The sequence below is a fragment of the Candidatus Aquiluna sp. IMCC13023 genome, from assembly GCF_000257665.1.
GTDB lineage: Bacteria > Actinomycetota > Actinomycetes > Actinomycetales > Microbacteriaceae > Aquiluna.
Genome location: NZ_AJKR01000003.1, coordinates 43,112 through 59,444, shown reverse-complemented (window position 1 = coordinate 59,444; position 16,333 = coordinate 43,112). Strand labels below are relative to the sequence as shown.

16 protein-coding genes are annotated in these 16,333 nt (G+C 51.6%); all 16 read right to left on the bottom strand.

What is annotated here, in order from left to right:
• Positions 1–7: 7 nt before the first annotated feature.
• Positions 8–910: an RluA family pseudouridine synthase gene (locus tag IMCC13023_RS04020; RefSeq protein WP_007541535.1), complete on the bottom strand. Its 903-nt coding sequence runs from the start codon at positions 908–910 to the stop codon at positions 8–10.
• Between the two features lie 22 nt (positions 911–932).
• Positions 933–1,433 (bottom strand): signal peptidase II, encoded by a 501-nt coding sequence (lspA, locus tag IMCC13023_RS04015; RefSeq protein ID WP_040325337.1) that lies wholly within the window; start codon positions 1,431–1,433, stop codon positions 933–935.
• Complete coding sequence (locus IMCC13023_RS04010; protein ID WP_007541531.1) at positions 1,420–2,061, bottom strand: DivIVA domain-containing protein; 642 nt, start codon at positions 2,059–2,061, stop codon at positions 1,420–1,422. Before IMCC13023_RS04010 ends, lspA begins: the two co-directional genes overlap by 14 nt.
• Positions 2,062–2,114: 53 nt before the next feature.
• Positions 2,115–2,399: a YggT family protein gene (locus tag IMCC13023_RS04005; RefSeq protein WP_007541529.1), complete on the bottom strand. Its 285-nt coding sequence runs from the start codon at positions 2,397–2,399 to the stop codon at positions 2,115–2,117.
• 4 nt (positions 2,400–2,403) lie between these two features.
• Complete coding sequence (locus tag IMCC13023_RS04000; RefSeq protein WP_050816740.1) at positions 2,404–2,793, bottom strand: cell division protein SepF; 390 nt, start codon at positions 2,791–2,793, stop codon at positions 2,404–2,406.
• A gap of 29 nt (positions 2,794–2,822) precedes the next feature.
• On the bottom strand, positions 2,823–3,515 hold the full coding sequence (locus IMCC13023_RS03995; protein ID WP_007541524.1) for a YggS family pyridoxal phosphate-dependent enzyme: 693 nt from the start codon (positions 3,513–3,515) through the stop codon (positions 2,823–2,825).
• Positions 3,512–4,693, bottom strand: coding sequence for a cell division protein FtsZ (ftsZ, locus tag IMCC13023_RS03990; RefSeq protein WP_007541522.1), 1,182 nt, complete (start codon positions 4,691–4,693; stop codon positions 3,512–3,514). Before ftsZ ends, IMCC13023_RS03995 begins: the two co-directional genes overlap by 4 nt.
• A gap of 142 nt (positions 4,694–4,835) precedes the next feature.
• Positions 4,836–5,606, bottom strand: coding sequence for an FtsQ-type POTRA domain-containing protein (locus IMCC13023_RS03985; protein ID WP_007541520.1), 771 nt, complete (start codon positions 5,604–5,606; stop codon positions 4,836–4,838).
• Positions 5,607–6,995: a UDP-N-acetylmuramate--L-alanine ligase gene (gene murC, locus IMCC13023_RS03980; protein WP_040325143.1), complete on the bottom strand. Its 1,389-nt coding sequence runs from the start codon at positions 6,993–6,995 to the stop codon at positions 5,607–5,609. It abuts the gene before it with no gap.
• A complete protein-coding gene (gene murG, locus IMCC13023_RS03975; RefSeq protein WP_007541515.1) occupies positions 6,988–8,067 on the bottom strand; it encodes an undecaprenyldiphospho-muramoylpentapeptide beta-N-acetylglucosaminyltransferase in 1,080 nt (359 codons plus the stop codon). Before murG ends, murC begins: the two co-directional genes overlap by 8 nt.
• Entirely contained in the window at positions 8,064–9,215 is a 1,152-nt protein-coding gene (locus IMCC13023_RS03970) for an FtsW/RodA/SpoVE family cell cycle protein (RefSeq protein WP_007541513.1), read from the bottom strand. Before IMCC13023_RS03970 ends, murG begins: the two co-directional genes overlap by 4 nt.
• Positions 9,212–10,666 (bottom strand): UDP-N-acetylmuramoyl-L-alanine--D-glutamate ligase, encoded by a 1,455-nt coding sequence (murD, locus tag IMCC13023_RS03965; RefSeq protein ID WP_040325141.1) that lies wholly within the window; start codon positions 10,664–10,666, stop codon positions 9,212–9,214. Before murD ends, IMCC13023_RS03970 begins: the two co-directional genes overlap by 4 nt.
• Positions 10,648–11,751, bottom strand: coding sequence for a phospho-N-acetylmuramoyl-pentapeptide-transferase (mraY, locus tag IMCC13023_RS03960; protein WP_040325139.1), 1,104 nt, complete (start codon positions 11,749–11,751; stop codon positions 10,648–10,650). Before mraY ends, murD begins: the two co-directional genes overlap by 19 nt.
• Positions 11,748–13,142, bottom strand: a complete 1,395-nt coding sequence (locus IMCC13023_RS03955) for a UDP-N-acetylmuramoyl-tripeptide--D-alanyl-D-alanine ligase (protein ID WP_040325137.1) — start codon at positions 13,140–13,142, stop codon at positions 11,748–11,750. The genes mraY and IMCC13023_RS03955 overlap by 4 nt, the downstream gene beginning before the upstream one ends.
• Complete coding sequence (locus IMCC13023_RS03950; protein WP_007541505.1) at positions 13,135–14,568, bottom strand: Mur ligase family protein; 1,434 nt, start codon at positions 14,566–14,568, stop codon at positions 13,135–13,137. The genes IMCC13023_RS03955 and IMCC13023_RS03950 overlap by 8 nt, the downstream gene beginning before the upstream one ends.
• Positions 14,555–16,333 (bottom strand): peptidoglycan D,D-transpeptidase FtsI family protein, encoded by a 1,779-nt coding sequence (locus tag IMCC13023_RS03945; RefSeq protein WP_040325136.1) that lies wholly within the window; start codon positions 16,331–16,333, stop codon positions 14,555–14,557. Before IMCC13023_RS03945 ends, IMCC13023_RS03950 begins: the two co-directional genes overlap by 14 nt.

The following is a 16,333-nucleotide window of genomic DNA, read 5'->3' as shown; positions in this document are numbered from 1 at the left end:
CCCTATGTTAGATGCGAAAGTCGACATCGCGGAGGCGATTGAGGGCGATTTCTAAATCAGTTGGGTATTCACTTTCGAATTCGACAAATTCCCCAGTTGCCGGGTGATTAAAGCCAAGGCGTTTTGCATGCAGCCACTGCCGATCTAGATCAAGAGAAGCTGCCAGTTTTGGATCGGAACCGTATAAGGGGTCGCCGACCAATGGGTGCCGAAAATGAGAGAAATGAACCCTAATTTGGTGGGTCCTGCCTGTTTCCAGGCCCACCTTCATCAGCGCTGCTGCCGGAAGAACCTCAATGGTCTCGTAATGAGTCACTGCAGGCTTGCCTGCAGCCGAAATAGTGAACTTGTAGTCATGTTTGGTACTGCGCCCAATTGGCGTGTCAATGGTCCCACGGGACGGCTCAGGGTGCCCCTGCACCAATGCATGGTAAGTCTTTTTTACAACACGGTCTCGAAAGGCTTGCTTTAGAACCGAATATGACATCTCGGATTTCGCAAGCACCATAAGGCCGCTGGTTCCCACGTCAAGCCGCTGAACGATACCTTGACGCTCTTGAGCACCCGAGGTGCTCAAAACGATACCTCTAGCCATCAGCACGCCCGGCACCGAAGGCCCCACGAACCCCTGAGAAGGGTGTGAAACAACACCGGATGGCTTGTCAATAACAACTATGTGTTCATCTTGAAAAATAATCTTCAGCGCTGCAACATCTTCTGGCTGGACCGAGATTTCTCGGGAGACCTCCTCGAGAACAACCTCGAGCACGGCATCAGCCACCAACCGATCAGACTTTGCAACCAGAATGCCATTCTGACTGACAGCGCCCGCCGCAATCAGCTCTGCAACATGACTGCGGGAAATCCCCAACATTTTTGCTATCCCGGAATCAGCCCTGGAACCTGCCATGTCCGGCGGGACAGGAAGTAATTTAGGCTGCACGTCCGCCGCCTATTTCATCTCCGCGAACTGTTTGTATGACAGCCAAAACCACGCCTATTACTAAAAAAGTGTCGGCCAAATTGAAGATCGCAAAATTCAACGGAATTTGAATGAAATCCACTACGTGGCCATTGAAAAACTCTGGAGCTTTGAAAGCCCGGTCTATCCAATTACCCATTGCTCCCCCAAGGACAAAGCCGCCTATAAGCGCCCAATAGCCCGTCTTGATCCGCGGACTGAGCACAAGCATCGCTATCACAGCGACCGTCGAGATAATAGTTAGAACCCAAGTTGCTCCGACTCCCAATGAGAACGCGGCCGCATCGTTGTAGGCAAGCCGGAACCTTAGAAGATCACCGATTACTTGAACAGATTGGTTTGTAAGGTTTGCTTCCGCCCAAAATTTAGTGGATTGGTCAAGTGCAACAATGCTAAAAGCGGTCCCAAGGAATATCAGTAATTTCCCGGCTCCGCCCTTACTTCTGCTCACCCTCGGAATCGTAAGCTTCCGTCATAGTCGAATCTTCTGCTTCAACCGAAGAGCCTGAGGGGCTACTTTGCTCGGCGGGGGCAATCGTCGCGACAACCTCCTCGCGAGTTAGCTGGTCCAATTGATCTTCGATGTAGCGACGAAGTTGCTCACGGTAATCTGCCTCAAAGAGTTTCAACTCTTCAATTGCCTCAAGAGCGTTCTTGCGCTCAATTTCAAGCTTGCCGAGTACCTCTCGAGATTCAGCCTCAGCATCCCTTACCAACCGGGCAGCTTGCTCTTGACCATCTCGAACCAACTGGTCGCGCTTGACTTGACCATCTCGAACGTGGTCCTCGTGAAGCTTTTGGGCCAGTTCAATGATGCTCTTGGAGGAATCCGTCCCCTCTAGGGAGCCATCCGAAGCAGGGTCACTTGCCTCAGGGAAAGATACGGCTTTCGCCGGCGCAGCCAGGGAATCGTTCAGCTTGGTGCCGCCGGCTTTTAGGTCTTGGTTTTCTGTGACAACCCGACGGAATTCAAGAACTACTTCGTCAAGGAAGTCATCGACCTCGTCCTGGTCGTAGCCCTCACGGAACTTAGTAGTTAGAAATCTCTTGCTGAGAATGTCCTCGGGCAGCAGCGCCATTTTAAACCTCTTCTAAATTTTTTTACGGTGAGCTGTCCCTATGTTATTGGCAGTTAGAGTCCTCTTGCAAAGCTCTGAAGAATTAAGACCGCAATAAGCAGCACGGTCCAAGCCAAATCCAGCGCAATTGGGCCGAGTCTGAGCGGAGGTATAAAGCGTCTAGCGAACTTTAGTGGCGGATCGGTGACTGAATAACAAAGGTCAAATACCGGTAGCAGTAGACCTTTCGGTCTCCAACCACGATTTACGCTCATCACGAGCTCAGCGATGAAACGAATGATCATCGCGTAAAAAAACAGCTGCAGCACCCAATAAAGAGTGAGTCCGATTATTGACATGCCTCTAGGAAATGTCCATGTTGTCCGCATCCGACGAGTCAGATTCAGCGTCAGAAACAATTACATGAGATGGGCTAAGCAGAAAAACTTTCGGAGTGACTCGTCGCAGGTGACCTTCTAGGCCCTCCTTTAGCCCGAGCATGAAGTCTCGCATTTGTTTCGCGTCAGCTTCGCTCATGGCTCCAATGTTTACGATGACCGGAACTCCGGTGCGGAAGTGAGAGGCAACCTCTTTAGCGTCCGCGTAAGTTTGCGGCTCAAGCGTGATGATTTCAGACATGTCCGAAGACCGACGCGGACGAGGTGCGCTTGCCCTAGGTTTTGCCGTATCCGGCTTAGCGCTCTCTGAGCTGCCGAAACCAAAGTAATTCATCGTCGAACTGAGAATGCCCATTTACTACTCCTAAAGTTAGATAAAGACTATTAGTTGTTTCCGCGTGGGCCGGTAATTGCGCTACCAATCCGCACGTGTGTCGCGCCAAGTTCAATTGCCACTTCGTAATCGGCACTCATTCCGATTGATAAAGCCTTGGCCTCCGGCGCAATTTGCTGCAGTTCACGGCTTATGCGAACGGCAGTTTCAAAATCGACCCTTGGGTCAACATCTAGACCCGCGACTGCCATCACCCCGAGCAAAGTCAGCCCTGGAACCGCTAGAGCCGAGTCGGCAAACTGCTTGACCATTGAGGGATCCAGACCACCGCGGTTTAGATCCTCGGTCAAATTCAGCTCAATGTAGCAATCAATTTGAGTTTCGCTTGCGGCAAGCTGTTTTGCTATTTCCTTGAGCAGGCTTGGTCTATCTAGCGAATGAATAGTTTTGGCATAACTCATCGCGCTTTTGACTTTATTTGACTGCAATTGACCCACGAAATGCCAATCAAAATTGGAATTCGGCCTGAGAAGATCAAGCTCCATAGCCTTCGGCTTTGCCTCTTGGTCCCTATTCTCACCAAAGCTGCGGTGACCCAAATCCGCGAGTTCAGCCACAACAATGGTCGGATGCGTCTTTGTAATTACTATTAGCTCTACGTCCGAGCCGTGCCGCCCAGCAGCCGAGGCTGCCGCCGAAATACGGTCTTGAACTTCTTTGTATCGAGTTGCTAGTTGGCTCAACGGAAGAATTCAGGCAGGTCCAGGTCGTCTCCAAAGTATCCAGGTGTAGAGACCTTTTGCTTGGCCTCTACGGCCTCTTCTGAATCTTCACTGAACTCAAAGCTCGGGGCAGTAACTTCTTCAATTTCTAAGCCTTGCGCTTCCTGGTCCCCTGAGGCAGTTGCGGCCTCGGAAGCTGCGGCTAGAGCTGCAACCCCCAAAGCGCTTGCTTCAAACTTGCGATATGTGGGTTCGCCACCATCAAAGCCGGCCGCTATGACGGTAACTCTGACTTCATCGCCCAGGGTGTCCTCGATGGTCGCACCAAAGATAATGTTTGCCTCTGGGTGAACTGCTTCTTGGACCAATCTGGCCGCATCATCAATTTCGTGGAGACCCAAGTCCGAAGCTCCCTGAATTAGAAGCAAGACTCCGTGAGCACCCTCGATTGTTGCCTCCAAAAGCGGTGAAGAAACCGCGATTTCAGCAGCTCTCACAGCTCGATCTTCGCCCTTAGCGGTTCCAATGCCCATGAGAGCACTTCCAGCGCCCTGCATGACCGACTTAACGTCGTTGAAGTCCAGGTTTATAAGGCCCGGCACAACGATTAGGTCGCTAATGCCCTGGACTCCAGCACGCAAAACATCATCCGCGGTCATGAAGGCCTCTAGGGCTGAAATCTTCTTGTTTGTCATTTCCAGCAGGCGTTGGTTTGGAACCACAATCAGAGTGTCAACTTCTTCGCGAAGCGCGCTGATACCTTCGTCAGCCTGAACTGCTCTTCTTTTGCCCTCGAAATTAAACGGACGGGTTACCACACCAACTGTCAATGCACCCAGACGCTTAGCAATTCTTGCCACGACAGGAGCTCCACCGGTTCCGGTTCCTCCGCCTTCTCCAGCGGTGACAAACACCATGTCAGCACCCTTGAGAGCTGCTTCTATCTCGCTCTCGTGCTCTTCGGCTGCTCGGCGCCCTACTTCTGGATCTGCTCCAGCACCTAGTCCACGGGTTATGTCTCGTCCAATGTCTAGCTTGACATCTGCATCGCTCATAAGGAGTGCTTGGGCGTCAGTGTTGATAGCAACAAACTCCACGCCTCGCAAACCAGACTGAACCATCCGGTTCAAAGCATTAACCCCACCGCCGCCGACGCCAACTACTTTTATTACGGCCTGGTAATTCGGGATCTCTGACAATTCTGCCTCCTTGCGAAAACCCTCAAGCTAAGGCTGAGGCTTAGCTTTTGGCAGGGTATTCAATTTGCCGGTAAAAAGTAGGCTGTTATCCCTTGGAATAGCGCCAAGCGCTCGGGCGTGTCGGAAACGAAAATTACGCCTGCTAATTCGGGTATTGGACCACTGGGGAATTGGGAGAGCTAACGTCAATGTTGAGCGCGTCCTTTACTCCGGTGGCAAGAAGTGAATCGAGCACTTTAGCCTTCAAAAGCCCCTCATCGGTAGAGCCCCAAAAAACCGTGAGATTACCCTTTCTAAGCACGAGCTTGGAAGTAAGGGCTTCGGAAACCTCCACTGAGAAAACCTGGCTGTAGGTCTCTAAAGGCAGTGAAAACAGCAATTTCACCGCGGTTGAGTATCTTGGACTCTCTATCGGATTACCGTCGAACACCAGAAATGGGTACTTCGAGATTTCTTCGGTGGCAGCTATTTGAACGCCGGCTGCGTCATAGAGGTAATTCTTTCCAGATCTCACAAGTATCAAGATTGGCTGTCGTTCTCTTATGTTAACGCGAAGAGTGTGGGGAGGTTGAGCCTGGGACGTAAAAGTTTCGATTAGCGAAAATCCACTAAGAAGTTTCGCAATTTCATCGTCACTAATGGTTGTCATTGGTCTGTCATAAAGCCCAGACAGCGCAGACTCTAGCTCGACGGACTCTATTCGTTCGTTCCCAACAAATTCAATTTTTTCAACCGCGAGCATGGGGGTGAAAAAACTCGCTAGGACAACTGCGGTCAAGGAGACTGGGGCTACAACTGTCAGGATTCTCCCCCACAGCCCAAACGCTCCCAGCCTGTTTGATTTACCCGGGGATTTTACGCCGCGAATTCGCCTTCGCTCTTGGCCCAGTAGCTCGCGCTCAGGACGCTTCAATTAAGTATCCAAAGCATCAAGTAGAGCAGGCACCATCTTATAAATGTCACCGCAACCCATGGTGATTATGAAATCTCCAGGCATTGCGATCGCTGCCGCTGCTGCCGGGACATCGTCCCAGTTGCTCACCAGCCTTATTCCCGGAGCTTCGGTGGCCGCATTGGTGATTAGCTCCGCAGTCACACCCGGCTCCGGGTCTTCCCTGGCGGCATAAATGGACGTAACAAGTGAAAAATCGCTAATTTTCAGCGCTTCGGCAAACTCCTTGTAGAAAATTCGGGTTCGACTGTAAAGATGCGGTTGAAAAACAGTAATAAGTCGACCTTCACCAGCACTTGCCTTAGCTGCCAGAAGCGCAGCAGCCACCTCAGTTGGGTGATGTGCAAAGTCATCATAAACGCTCACTCCACGCCTGTCTCCGTGCAGCTGGAAGCGGCGATCGGTCCCCCCAAAGCTTGACACTGCAGCAAGCGACTCAGCTAGGTCAAATCCAAGTCCCAGCAGAACAGCGACAGCTCCGGCAGCGTTTTGAGCGTTGTGCTCGCCCGGAATCTTTAGCACGGCTTCAGCACTCTGATCTTCGTAGCTCAGGCTAAATTTGACCTTCGGACCAGAAGCATCTAGTGAGCCGATTTTGAGATCGGCGTGATTAGAGACACCGAAACTTATTATTTTTTTATCCTGAATCATTTTTGTGACCTGTACAGCACCGATGTCATCCGCGGAAATAACAACAAAGTCGCTCGCACCCTCGGCAAATTGGACAAACTCGTTCTGAAAAGCCTCCAAGGAGCCGAAGTGGTCAAGGTGATCGGGATCCACGTTTGTAATAAGAGCGATTGCGGTTTTGTAGTGCAAGAAACTGCTGTCGGACTCATCGGCCTCAATAACAAACTCCGCTCCACCGCCAAAGCCACTTGATGCGCCAAAATCTTTTATAACCCCGCCGTTGACAAAACTAGGATCAGCGCCCAGTTTTCCAAGTGCCGTTACTACCATTCCAGTGGATGTCGTCTTGCCGTGAGCACCGGCCACAGCAATTAATGAGTACTTAGAAGCAAGGTGAGCCAACAGCGCTGAGCGGTGCAGGACTGGCAAGCCCGCCTCAATCGCCGCCAGCAGCTCCGGGTTTGTTTCCCAGAGCGCGGAGGTGACAACGACGGTGTCAGCGTCGCCCAAATTTGCAGCGTCGTGGCCAATCGTGATCGAAATACCGAGACCCTCAAGGGCGTCGATGTTTGGGCTAGTCCTGACATCGGAACCCGTGACTCGCGAACCCATTTGAACCAGCAACCTAGCAATTCCAGACATGCCAGAACCACCGATTCCTATGAAGTGAACGGTTCCTAAATCAACGGGGATGGGCTGACTGAAATCTGGTTTAATCACGAGCCCTAGTATCCATCGCTTCGAGAACAAATTCTGCAAGCCGCTCTGTCGCATCGATAATCGCCTCGGATTTTGCAGCCTTAGACATTGAAATCAAGCCCTTCTTGTTGGAAATAAGCGGGATCAGATTGCTGGAAACATAATCGGCATTAAATTCGGCATCGGGAATGATCAGACCGCCGCCAGCCTCAACAATGGAAGCCGCGTTTAGCCGCTGTTCGCCATTACCCACGGGATATGGAATGTAGAGGGCTGGTAGTCCGGTTGCTGCAAACTCCGAAACAGTGGACGCCCCAGCCCTAGAGACAGCAAAGTCACTCGCCGAAATAGCAACGTCCATAGCCTTGCAGTAAGCCATGCGGCTATAACCAGCCTGCGAAATATCCTCGAGATTTGCCCTGTCCCCAACTATGTGCAGCACTTGAATGCCGGCCGCATTTAGCTTGCCCAAGCTTTCGGCAATTGAGTCATTAATACTTTTTGCCCCCAACGATCCCCCGGTAACCAAAAGGGTCGGCAACATCGGATCTAACCCAAGCTCAATTCTTGCCTGCTGTTGATCGTAAGCCGAAACAGAAGCCACTATTTCCCCGCGAATTGGCATTCCGGTGACCCGAGCGCCCTCCAGATTACTGTTTGGAAAGGTGACCGCTACGAACTTAGTGAGTCTCGCTCCCAATTTATTTGCGAAACCTGCCAAAGCATTGGCCTCATGAACTACCAGCGTTGTTCTCGTGAACCAGGCCGCCAAGTAAGCCGGCGCGGAAGCGTATCCCCCAAAACCAACAACGCAGTCAATCTTGCGAGTTCTAATTACTTTGACAACTTGCGCACTTGCAAGCATTAGTCGAAATGGGTAGGTAAAACTACCGAAGGACAGCCTCCTAGGAAGCGGAAGCCTGGGAATGGTAACTAGCTCGAATCCGCGGTTTGGGACCAACCTGGATTCAAGACCCTCTTTTGTACCAAGCGCAATTACCTCGTGCTTCCGATCCCGAAGAAGCTCCCCCAGCGCCAGCAGCGGATTCACGTGTCCTCCGGTGCCGCCGCCAGCCAATAAAAACCTGGTCATCCATTACTCCGACCAAGTTTCAGTGTTCGATCTCGCTCAACAGCCAGAACGACACCAATACCAGCCAAAGTGGCAATCAGGGACGAGCCACCAGCTGAAATAAGAGGCAGTGGTACTCCCAAGACTGGCAATAACCCAAGAACAACAGAAATATTAATAAAGGCCTGTAAGACCACCCAGAGCATGACTCCGACTACCAGGTTGCGGCTAAAGGCGTTGTTCTGGTGCTTGGCAATCGAAAACATGGTTAGCCCGAGAGCAAAGAACAAAAGCACAACAAATAAAGCGCCTATCAGGCCCAGCTCTTCGCCAATTACGGCAAATATGAAGTCATTTTCAACTTCCGGGATCCAGCTCCACTTGAGTTTGGAGCGACCGAGCCCGGTTCCCCAGATGCCACCTGAAGCCAGAGCCCAGGTACCCTTTTCGTACTGCCACATAACTCCCATGGGGTCAGCAGCCCCTGGGTTGAGCCACGCACTAAAGCGAATAAGTCGTGAAGGCGAAATCATGACTAGGCCAAAAGCGGCCACTACTCCGGCGAGTGCTATTCCAAGAAAATACGCCCAGGGCATGCCGGCTATCAGAAAAAGTCCGATGAGGGTAACCGCCATTACAACACCGGTGCCCAAGTCCTTCCCCAGCACTGCAACAAGCGCCAAAGCCCCGACGGAAAACATGAAGACTCGACCCCATATCTGACGATTTCTCAATGGATCATCGGTCAACTGTGCCAGCTGATTTGCAAATGCGAGAATCAAGCCCAGTTTTAAAAACTCAGAGGGCTGGATGTTGGTGAACCCGATGTCTAGCCAGTTTCGGTTTCCATTTATCTCAACTCCGAATAAGACGGTAACCAACTGCAAGCCAAGTGTTATGTAGAGAGCCACCAAGCTAGTTCGGCGAAATAGTCCGATCGGGAGGATGGAAACTATAAACATCGAAGCCATGCCGATGATTGCGAATAAGCCCTGTCTTAGAAACGTGCTGCCGGCGTTGGCGGTTTCTTTAAAGCTATCCACGGCCGAAGCGCTTGCGACCATTGCGAGGCCAAATAGCACAGTCAGGATCGTAAGGCCAAGAAGCAGGTAAAACTGCCTGGATTGCGCACGAAAAGACTGACTGGTGATTTGTTTCAAATCGGTCATTTCGCACCGAGCTTTCTGACTGCTTCTACGAACTTCTCGCCACGCTCGACATAGTCCACAAACTGGTCCATGGACGCAGCCATCGGAGCAAGCAAGACAGTGTCCCCGGGCTTGGAAATTTCAACTGCCAACTGGACGGCTGAGCCCATGGGGTCATTTTTCGCAGCCAAGACAACCGGCAACCCCGGTAAGTGTGCGCTGAAGAGCCCCTCCAGTAGTTCGGTTTCAGCGCCGAGCAGAACAACACCGCGAAGTTTTGCTCCGTGGCGAATAATCAGCGGCTCTGGGTTTACCCCTTTTAGCAAGCCCCCGAGAATCCATACGACCGATTCAGTTGCACCCAACGAAGCCTCGGCGGCATGCGCATTGGTCGCCTTGGAGTCATTGACGAAGCGAACTTGATTCACTTGCCCTAAAAATTGAGCTCGATGAGGGGGCAGCTGGAAAGACCTAAGAGCCTGCCTGATAAAGCCTGTCTCAACCCCGCAGGCCCTAGCAATCGAGGCAGCCGCCGCTGCATTCGCCAAGAGGTGAGTGGAACCAGCTGATATTTGCTCAATGTCGCCAATTTCGCAAAGTTCAAGCGCCGTATTTGCCCTATCGCTCAAGAATGCCCGGTCGACAAGAAATTCCTCAACGTAACCCACCGAAGACATCGCCGGCGCCCCGAGGCTAAAGCTAACAGCTCGGCAGCCGGGAGCCACTTCTGCCTCCTTGGCGGCCTGAAGGGTCTTTGGGTCTTGCTCGTTAAAAACAATCACGTCTAGCGTGTTCTGATAAATCTTGGCCTTCGCCGCCAAGTAGCTGTCGAAGTCACCATGCCAGTCGAGGTGATCTTCGGCAATGTTTAAAAAGGCGGCAATCTGGAGAGAAATCTGCCCCATGTAATGAAGCTGGAAGCTGGAAAGCTCAACGACAAGGTAGTCGTAGCCAACTGGGTCTCTAATGGCATCGAGGATGGGAACCCCTATGTTTCCGCAGGCAATCGCTCTTTTGCCGGACTCCAAAAGCATTGCCGCAGTCATTTCACTTGTGGTTGTTTTTCCATTGGTACCGGTCACGCCGATCCACTTTGCAATCGAGTCATGTTTGTCTCGAAGGCGCCACGCTAATTCGATGTCGCCAATAACCAGAATCCCCTCTTTTTCGAGCTCGACTACTAGCGGATGGCTAGGGCTAAAGCCGGGTGAAACAACCGCAAAATCGGGCCGAAATCCAAGTTCGGATAAAACTTCTGGAGACTCGGAAGCGTGAAACTTGGAACCAATGACCTCCACCAAATCCGCGAGCTCGGGCTTCGCAGTTTTTCCAACAACCGCAGTCTCCACACCAAGCTCAACCAGGGTGTCTACAACCGAAAACCCTGACTTGCCTAGCCCAACGACCACAGCCTTGAGGCTGGACCACGAACCGTGCCAGGAATCAGGGAGTGTCATATTCCGTAGATCCATTCAAAGTAGAACAAACCAACTCCCGAAACCACGCAAAGGGCGCCAATGATCCAAAACCTAACCACCACGGTGATTTCGGCCCAGCCCTTGAGTTCAAAATGATGATGCAACGGCGACATTAGAAAGACTCTTCTGCCAACGCCGGTTCGTTTTTTGGTTATTTTGAAAAATGCTCTTTGAATAACCACGGAACCGGTAACGATCACGAAGATTCCACCGATTAGAACCAGCAGCAACTCAGTTCTAGACACAATGGCCAGAGCGGCTAGCCCTCCTCCAAGTGCCAACGAGCCGGTGTCTCCCATAAAAATCTGAGCCGGCGAAGTGTTCCACCAAAGAAATCCAATGCAAGCGCCCACTATGGCGGTTGCCACCACCGCTAGATCTAGAGGGTCGCGGACTTGATAACAGGAGGAAAGGTTCTGAGTCACAGTTGCGCAGCTTTGGTTGAATTGCCAAAAACCAATTACGACATAAGCGCCCATAGAAATAATCAGTGAACCGGAAGCAAGTCCATCCAGGCCGTCGGCAATGTTCACACCGTTTGAGGCCGATGCGACCAGCAAATACACCCACCCGATGAAAAGCGCCATCCCAATAAAGCTGCCCCAGAAAAACAAATCCAGTGGCAGGTCACGAAATAGTGAGATTGAGGTTGAGGCCGGAGTCAGCCCTTTTTCATCTGGGAACTGTAGGGCAAGAACGGCAAATGTGATTGCAACAATCCCCTGTCCACCAATTTTCGCCCAGCCGCCAAGCCCCAAGCTCCTTTGATTCTTCACTTTTAGGTAATCGTCAATAAAACCGATCAGGCCCAAACCGACCATCATAAAAAGAACCAGTAGAGCTGAAGCCGATGGCGTCTCGCCGTTGATTAGTTTTGCTGTGAAATAGCCGGCAACCGCCGCAAACAAAATGACTATGCCGCCCATTGTCGGGGTGCCACGTTTGGTGTGATGGGCCTCAGGCCCATCGTCACGAATGAATTGACCCCAATTTAGGGACCTGAATAGGGCGATAAAAGCCGGCGTTGCAAAAAGCGAGATAAAGAGCGATATGCCTCCGGCAGCTAGCAATGCTCTCATGTAACACCCGCCAAATCATCGCCCAAAAATCTAAGTCCAGAAACGTTGCTGGATTTCACCAACACAACATCGCCTGGCAATAGCATTCCACGAATCGCCGGTAAAGCAGCTTCGACGGAGCCGTAGAACTCAGATTCACCATCCCAGCTTCCTTCGGCGGTTGCTGATAAATGCAAAATTTTGGCGTCCTGGCCAACGACGATTAGCTTGTCAATGTTGTATCGAACCAGCAGTAAACCAAGACTGCGATGCTCCTGGTCGGAAATTTCGCCAAGCTCGGCCATTGAACCCAAAACAGCTAAAGTTCGATGTCCGCTCCGACCTATCGTCGCAAGAGTTTGAAGAGCCGCCCTCATGGAATCCGGCGACGCGTTGTAAGCATCGTTGATGACGTATACGCCATGGGTTGTCTTCGTAAGCTGCATTCGCCAGCGCTCAGCAAGTTCCATTTTCTCGAGTGCCTGAAAACTTTGCACGCGGTCTACTCCTAGAAATTCGGCCACTTCTAGCGCCGCAGCTGCGTTCATAGCCTGGTGCTCACCCAAGATGTTCAATCGAAGCACTTCCGCACCTGAGTTGCCTATCTGGAGCTTTACAACTGTGCCCTCGAGTGAGATTTCCGTATCGGTAATTCGAGTGTTGGCCAAGGCATCAAAGCCGAAACCAGAGAAGCTGACTTCTCCTGCCGGCCGATAACCTCTGACAAACGGATCATCGAAATTCAAAATCACATGTTTGGAGGTGTGGTGAACCAACTCCGCTTTGATTTTCGCGGTTTCCGATATGCCACCAAACACTCCGGCATGAGCCAAGCCGACCTTTAATATCACCGACACATCTGGCTTAGACCATTCCGCAAGCTTAGATATGGAACCAGGTCCAGCTGCCCCGTATTCAAGTATTAGGTAGCGAGTTTCAAAATCAATCCTCAGGACCGTGGTGGGAAGGCCGACTTTGTTGTTATAGGAACCCTTTGGCGCGACCGTGACTCCAGCTGGTTTTAGCATTTCGGCAAGCATGTTCTTCGTGGAAGTCTTCCCATTTGACCCGGTAATACCGATGACAGTCAGCTGAGAGCGAGACCTGACCCTGGCAAGTACTTCGGCTGCCAATGCGCTCAGCGCCTCGACAGTGTCGGAAACCAATATCTGGGCGATATCTATCGAATCAGAGGGCTCGGAAACAACTGCAAGTGCTGCACCTTTTGAAAGTACCTCGGCTAAAAAGCGGTGGCCGTTGTCGTTAGCCCCAAGTTTGGCAAAGAAAATATCCCCCGCGGAAATTTCTCTCGAATCCGTGCTTGAGAGTCCCGAGACAAGCACAGATGGATCCCCGCGATAAATTTGGCCGTTCATCGCCAAGGCTACTTCGGCAAGGCTTAATTCAATCAAGGTTCAGTGCCTTTCTTGCTTGAAGGTATGCATCAAAGGGAAGCTTCTTCCCCTTTATCTCGCGATACTTCAAGTGACCAGGACCGCACCATAGTATTGCGCCGCCGTCACCGACAAGATCAACGGCCTTTGAGATTGCAACAGCCGGGTCATCGATCTCGGAGATGGAACTGTCTGGCCCTACCTCCAAAATCCCGGCAATGATCGAAGCCCTGATCAATGCTGGGTCTTCGCTTCTTGGATGCTGATCTGTTACGACTACATGGTTTGCAAATTTGCCGGCTGCTCTACCCATTTCGATGCGTTTGCCACTGTCCCTGTCGCCAGATGCGCCAAGCACTATGACAAGATTTGAATACTTCTCACTCAATTCCTGAGCAGCCAATTCGACAGCCTGTGGCGTGTGAGCATAGTCAAGATATATGTGAGGCGTGCTTTCACTCACTAATTCGAGACGACCCGGCACGAGTGTTTCAATATCGAGTGCCGCGGCACTAACTGCTTCTGCGGTGTAGCCCGCCTCGAGAATCATTACTGCTGCCAACGCAAGGTTCTTGGACATTAGCGGACCAACGTCTCGAGCCAAGAACAGCTCTTGTTTCCCCGCGATTTTGATCCCGTCACCGGATACCTCAAAGCTGTAATCCTGATTAGGACCGAGACCAACCGGGTGGTCGGGTAATTTGGCGCGAGCAAGTTCGAGCATTTGCTCGCCAAAGCGGTCCTCAACGTTTATTACCGAACGCCTAGAGAACTCTTGCGTGAAAAGCGAAGCCTTGGCTGATAAATAATTCTCCATGGAACCAAACTCATCGAGGTGGTCCCTGGTGAGATTAGTAAAGCCCGCTACGTCGAAAACTAAACCATCAACCCTGTGCCTTACGAGCGCTTGTGCCGAAACCTCAACGACCGCTGCTTTTGCGCCCGCGTCATTCATCTCAGAGAGCAAGCGGTGAAGTCGTGGCGCCTCAGGTGTGGTCAAGACGCTGTCGGCTCTGTGATTGTCAATTTGGGTAAAAGCAGAGGAGGACAGGCCTGCCTTTACTCCCATTTGAATAAGCAGCTGGTGAAGAAAAAATACCGTCGAGGTTTTACCGTTGGTACCGGTTACCCCAAAAACCTGAAGGCCCAGGTCCATCGTCCCCATAACAAACGCCGATATGTGACCTGCAATAGACCTTGGATCCTCATGCACAAGAACTGGAATGTCCGCTTGAACTGGCCGGTCACTCAATACTGCAGAGGCACCCGCCGCGATTGCTGAGGATAGAAAATCTATTCCGTGAGCTTTTTCACCTTGAACGGCTACAAACAAACACCCGGGCGCTACGTCAAGGGAGCTGATAGCAACCGAAGTGATTTCCACTTGATTGCCGACGGGAACCCCTAAGTCAAAGGCCTCTGCTATTTCACTAGTCGTTCTCATCTACTTCACCGTATTTATTAGATGGAACGCTTCTGGATTCCGTGGTGGAAGGAGGTATGCGGTAGTGCTTGAGTGCCTGCTGCATGATTGCCTTAAACGGCGGGGTTGCCTTGGAAGAGTTTGAGACACCCTCGGGCTTGTAGATGGTTATGCCCACTACGAATTTGGGGTCTTCCGCAGGGGCAATTCCGTAGAAAGAGATTGCGTACTCTTCGCCGTATCCGGAGCCATCTTTTAGCTCTGCAGTGCCAGTCTTACCGGCGACTCGGTAGCCGGGTATAGCGGCAGTCTTACCTACTCCACCGAACTCAACCACCTTTTCCATGAGCTCAAGATCTAGGTTCGCACTCGCGGTCGAAACCACCCTGGTGGCATGCTGGGTTGGTGCGTAAGCCACAGTTCCGTCTTCATTGAGGCAACTCTCAACCAACAGCGGGTCAAGTCGAACTCCCCCATTAGCAATCGCCTGATAGGCGTATGCCATCTGCAAACTCGTGACAGAAATCCCCTGGCCGAATGTGGTCACTAGGTTGGTCATTTCATCCCACTCGGCTACCGGATGCAAAATCCCCGAGCTCTCACCCTCAAACATAAGCGGGCTTACAGAGCCGAAGCCAAATTTCTGAAGGTAATCGTGTCGTACTTTTCGGTCTATCTGGCTTGCAAAGTTTGTCATGCCGGTATTCGAGGAATAACGAAGCACACCAGCCAAGCTCAGAGTGAAGTCCTCGTGAGAAAAACTGTCCTTGATGTATTCATTATCAAAATCCAGTTGCATCCGGTCCGGTGCGGTCACGGTGTCGAACTCATCAGCAGTTCCAGTGTCCAAAACCATCGCCGCACTCAGTGCTTTCATGATGCTTCCAGGCTCAAAGGCCGCTTGAAAGATCCTCGAGCCGCGATCTGCGCCTTCTACAGCAGCGGGATCATTGGGGTCCACGGTTGGCGCCTCAGCCGCGGCCAGAATTTTGCCGGTTTCAACATCCAGCACGATCGCAGATGCCCACTCTGCAGAAAGGTTATTAACCGTGTCGGCAAGAACTTGCTGAGCAAAAAACTGCAGATTCGCATCAATTGTTAGATTGAGTGCCCCGCCGTTTTCGGTTGGCTGCGCTGTCCGGTTTGACGATGGGATGCGCACACCTTCAGCGCTTCGCTCATAGGTTTCCTGGCCGTCGATGCCAGCAAGGCAGGTGTTGTATTGACGTTCGAGTCCGGCTAACGGAGTCCCGTCACTTCCCACAAAACCAAGAACATTTCCAGCAACGGCACCCATTGGGTAAAGGCGATCTTCAAATTGATCAAAGAACACCCACGGCACGTTCATGTCTCGAATCGCGTTGAAGATTTCAGCGTTCACAGTTTTGGCAAGATTTGAATACTCAGAGTCGCCCTCTAGCTTCAAGATGAGCTCACCGTAATCGATTCCAAGCAATTGAGACAGATCCATTGCAATTTCATCTACCGAACGCTCGGTTCGGACACCATCTATGGTCTGAAATACCGGACCCACCCGCTTGGGAGCGACATTCACGTCGTAACGAAACACGGTTTTAGCCAGCACTTGGCCGGAAGAATCCAGGATGTCTCCGCGTAGCGAAGACATAGTTTGTGTAATTTTCCTGGTCTCTAGAGATTGCTCTTGAATTTCAGCTGCCCTCACCACTTGAAAATCGACCAACCGAAACCCCAGGACCGCGACCATTAGGAACAGAAACACTGCAAAGGCGCCTAGGCGGCGGCTCAACTTTGCGTGCGTTCCCAT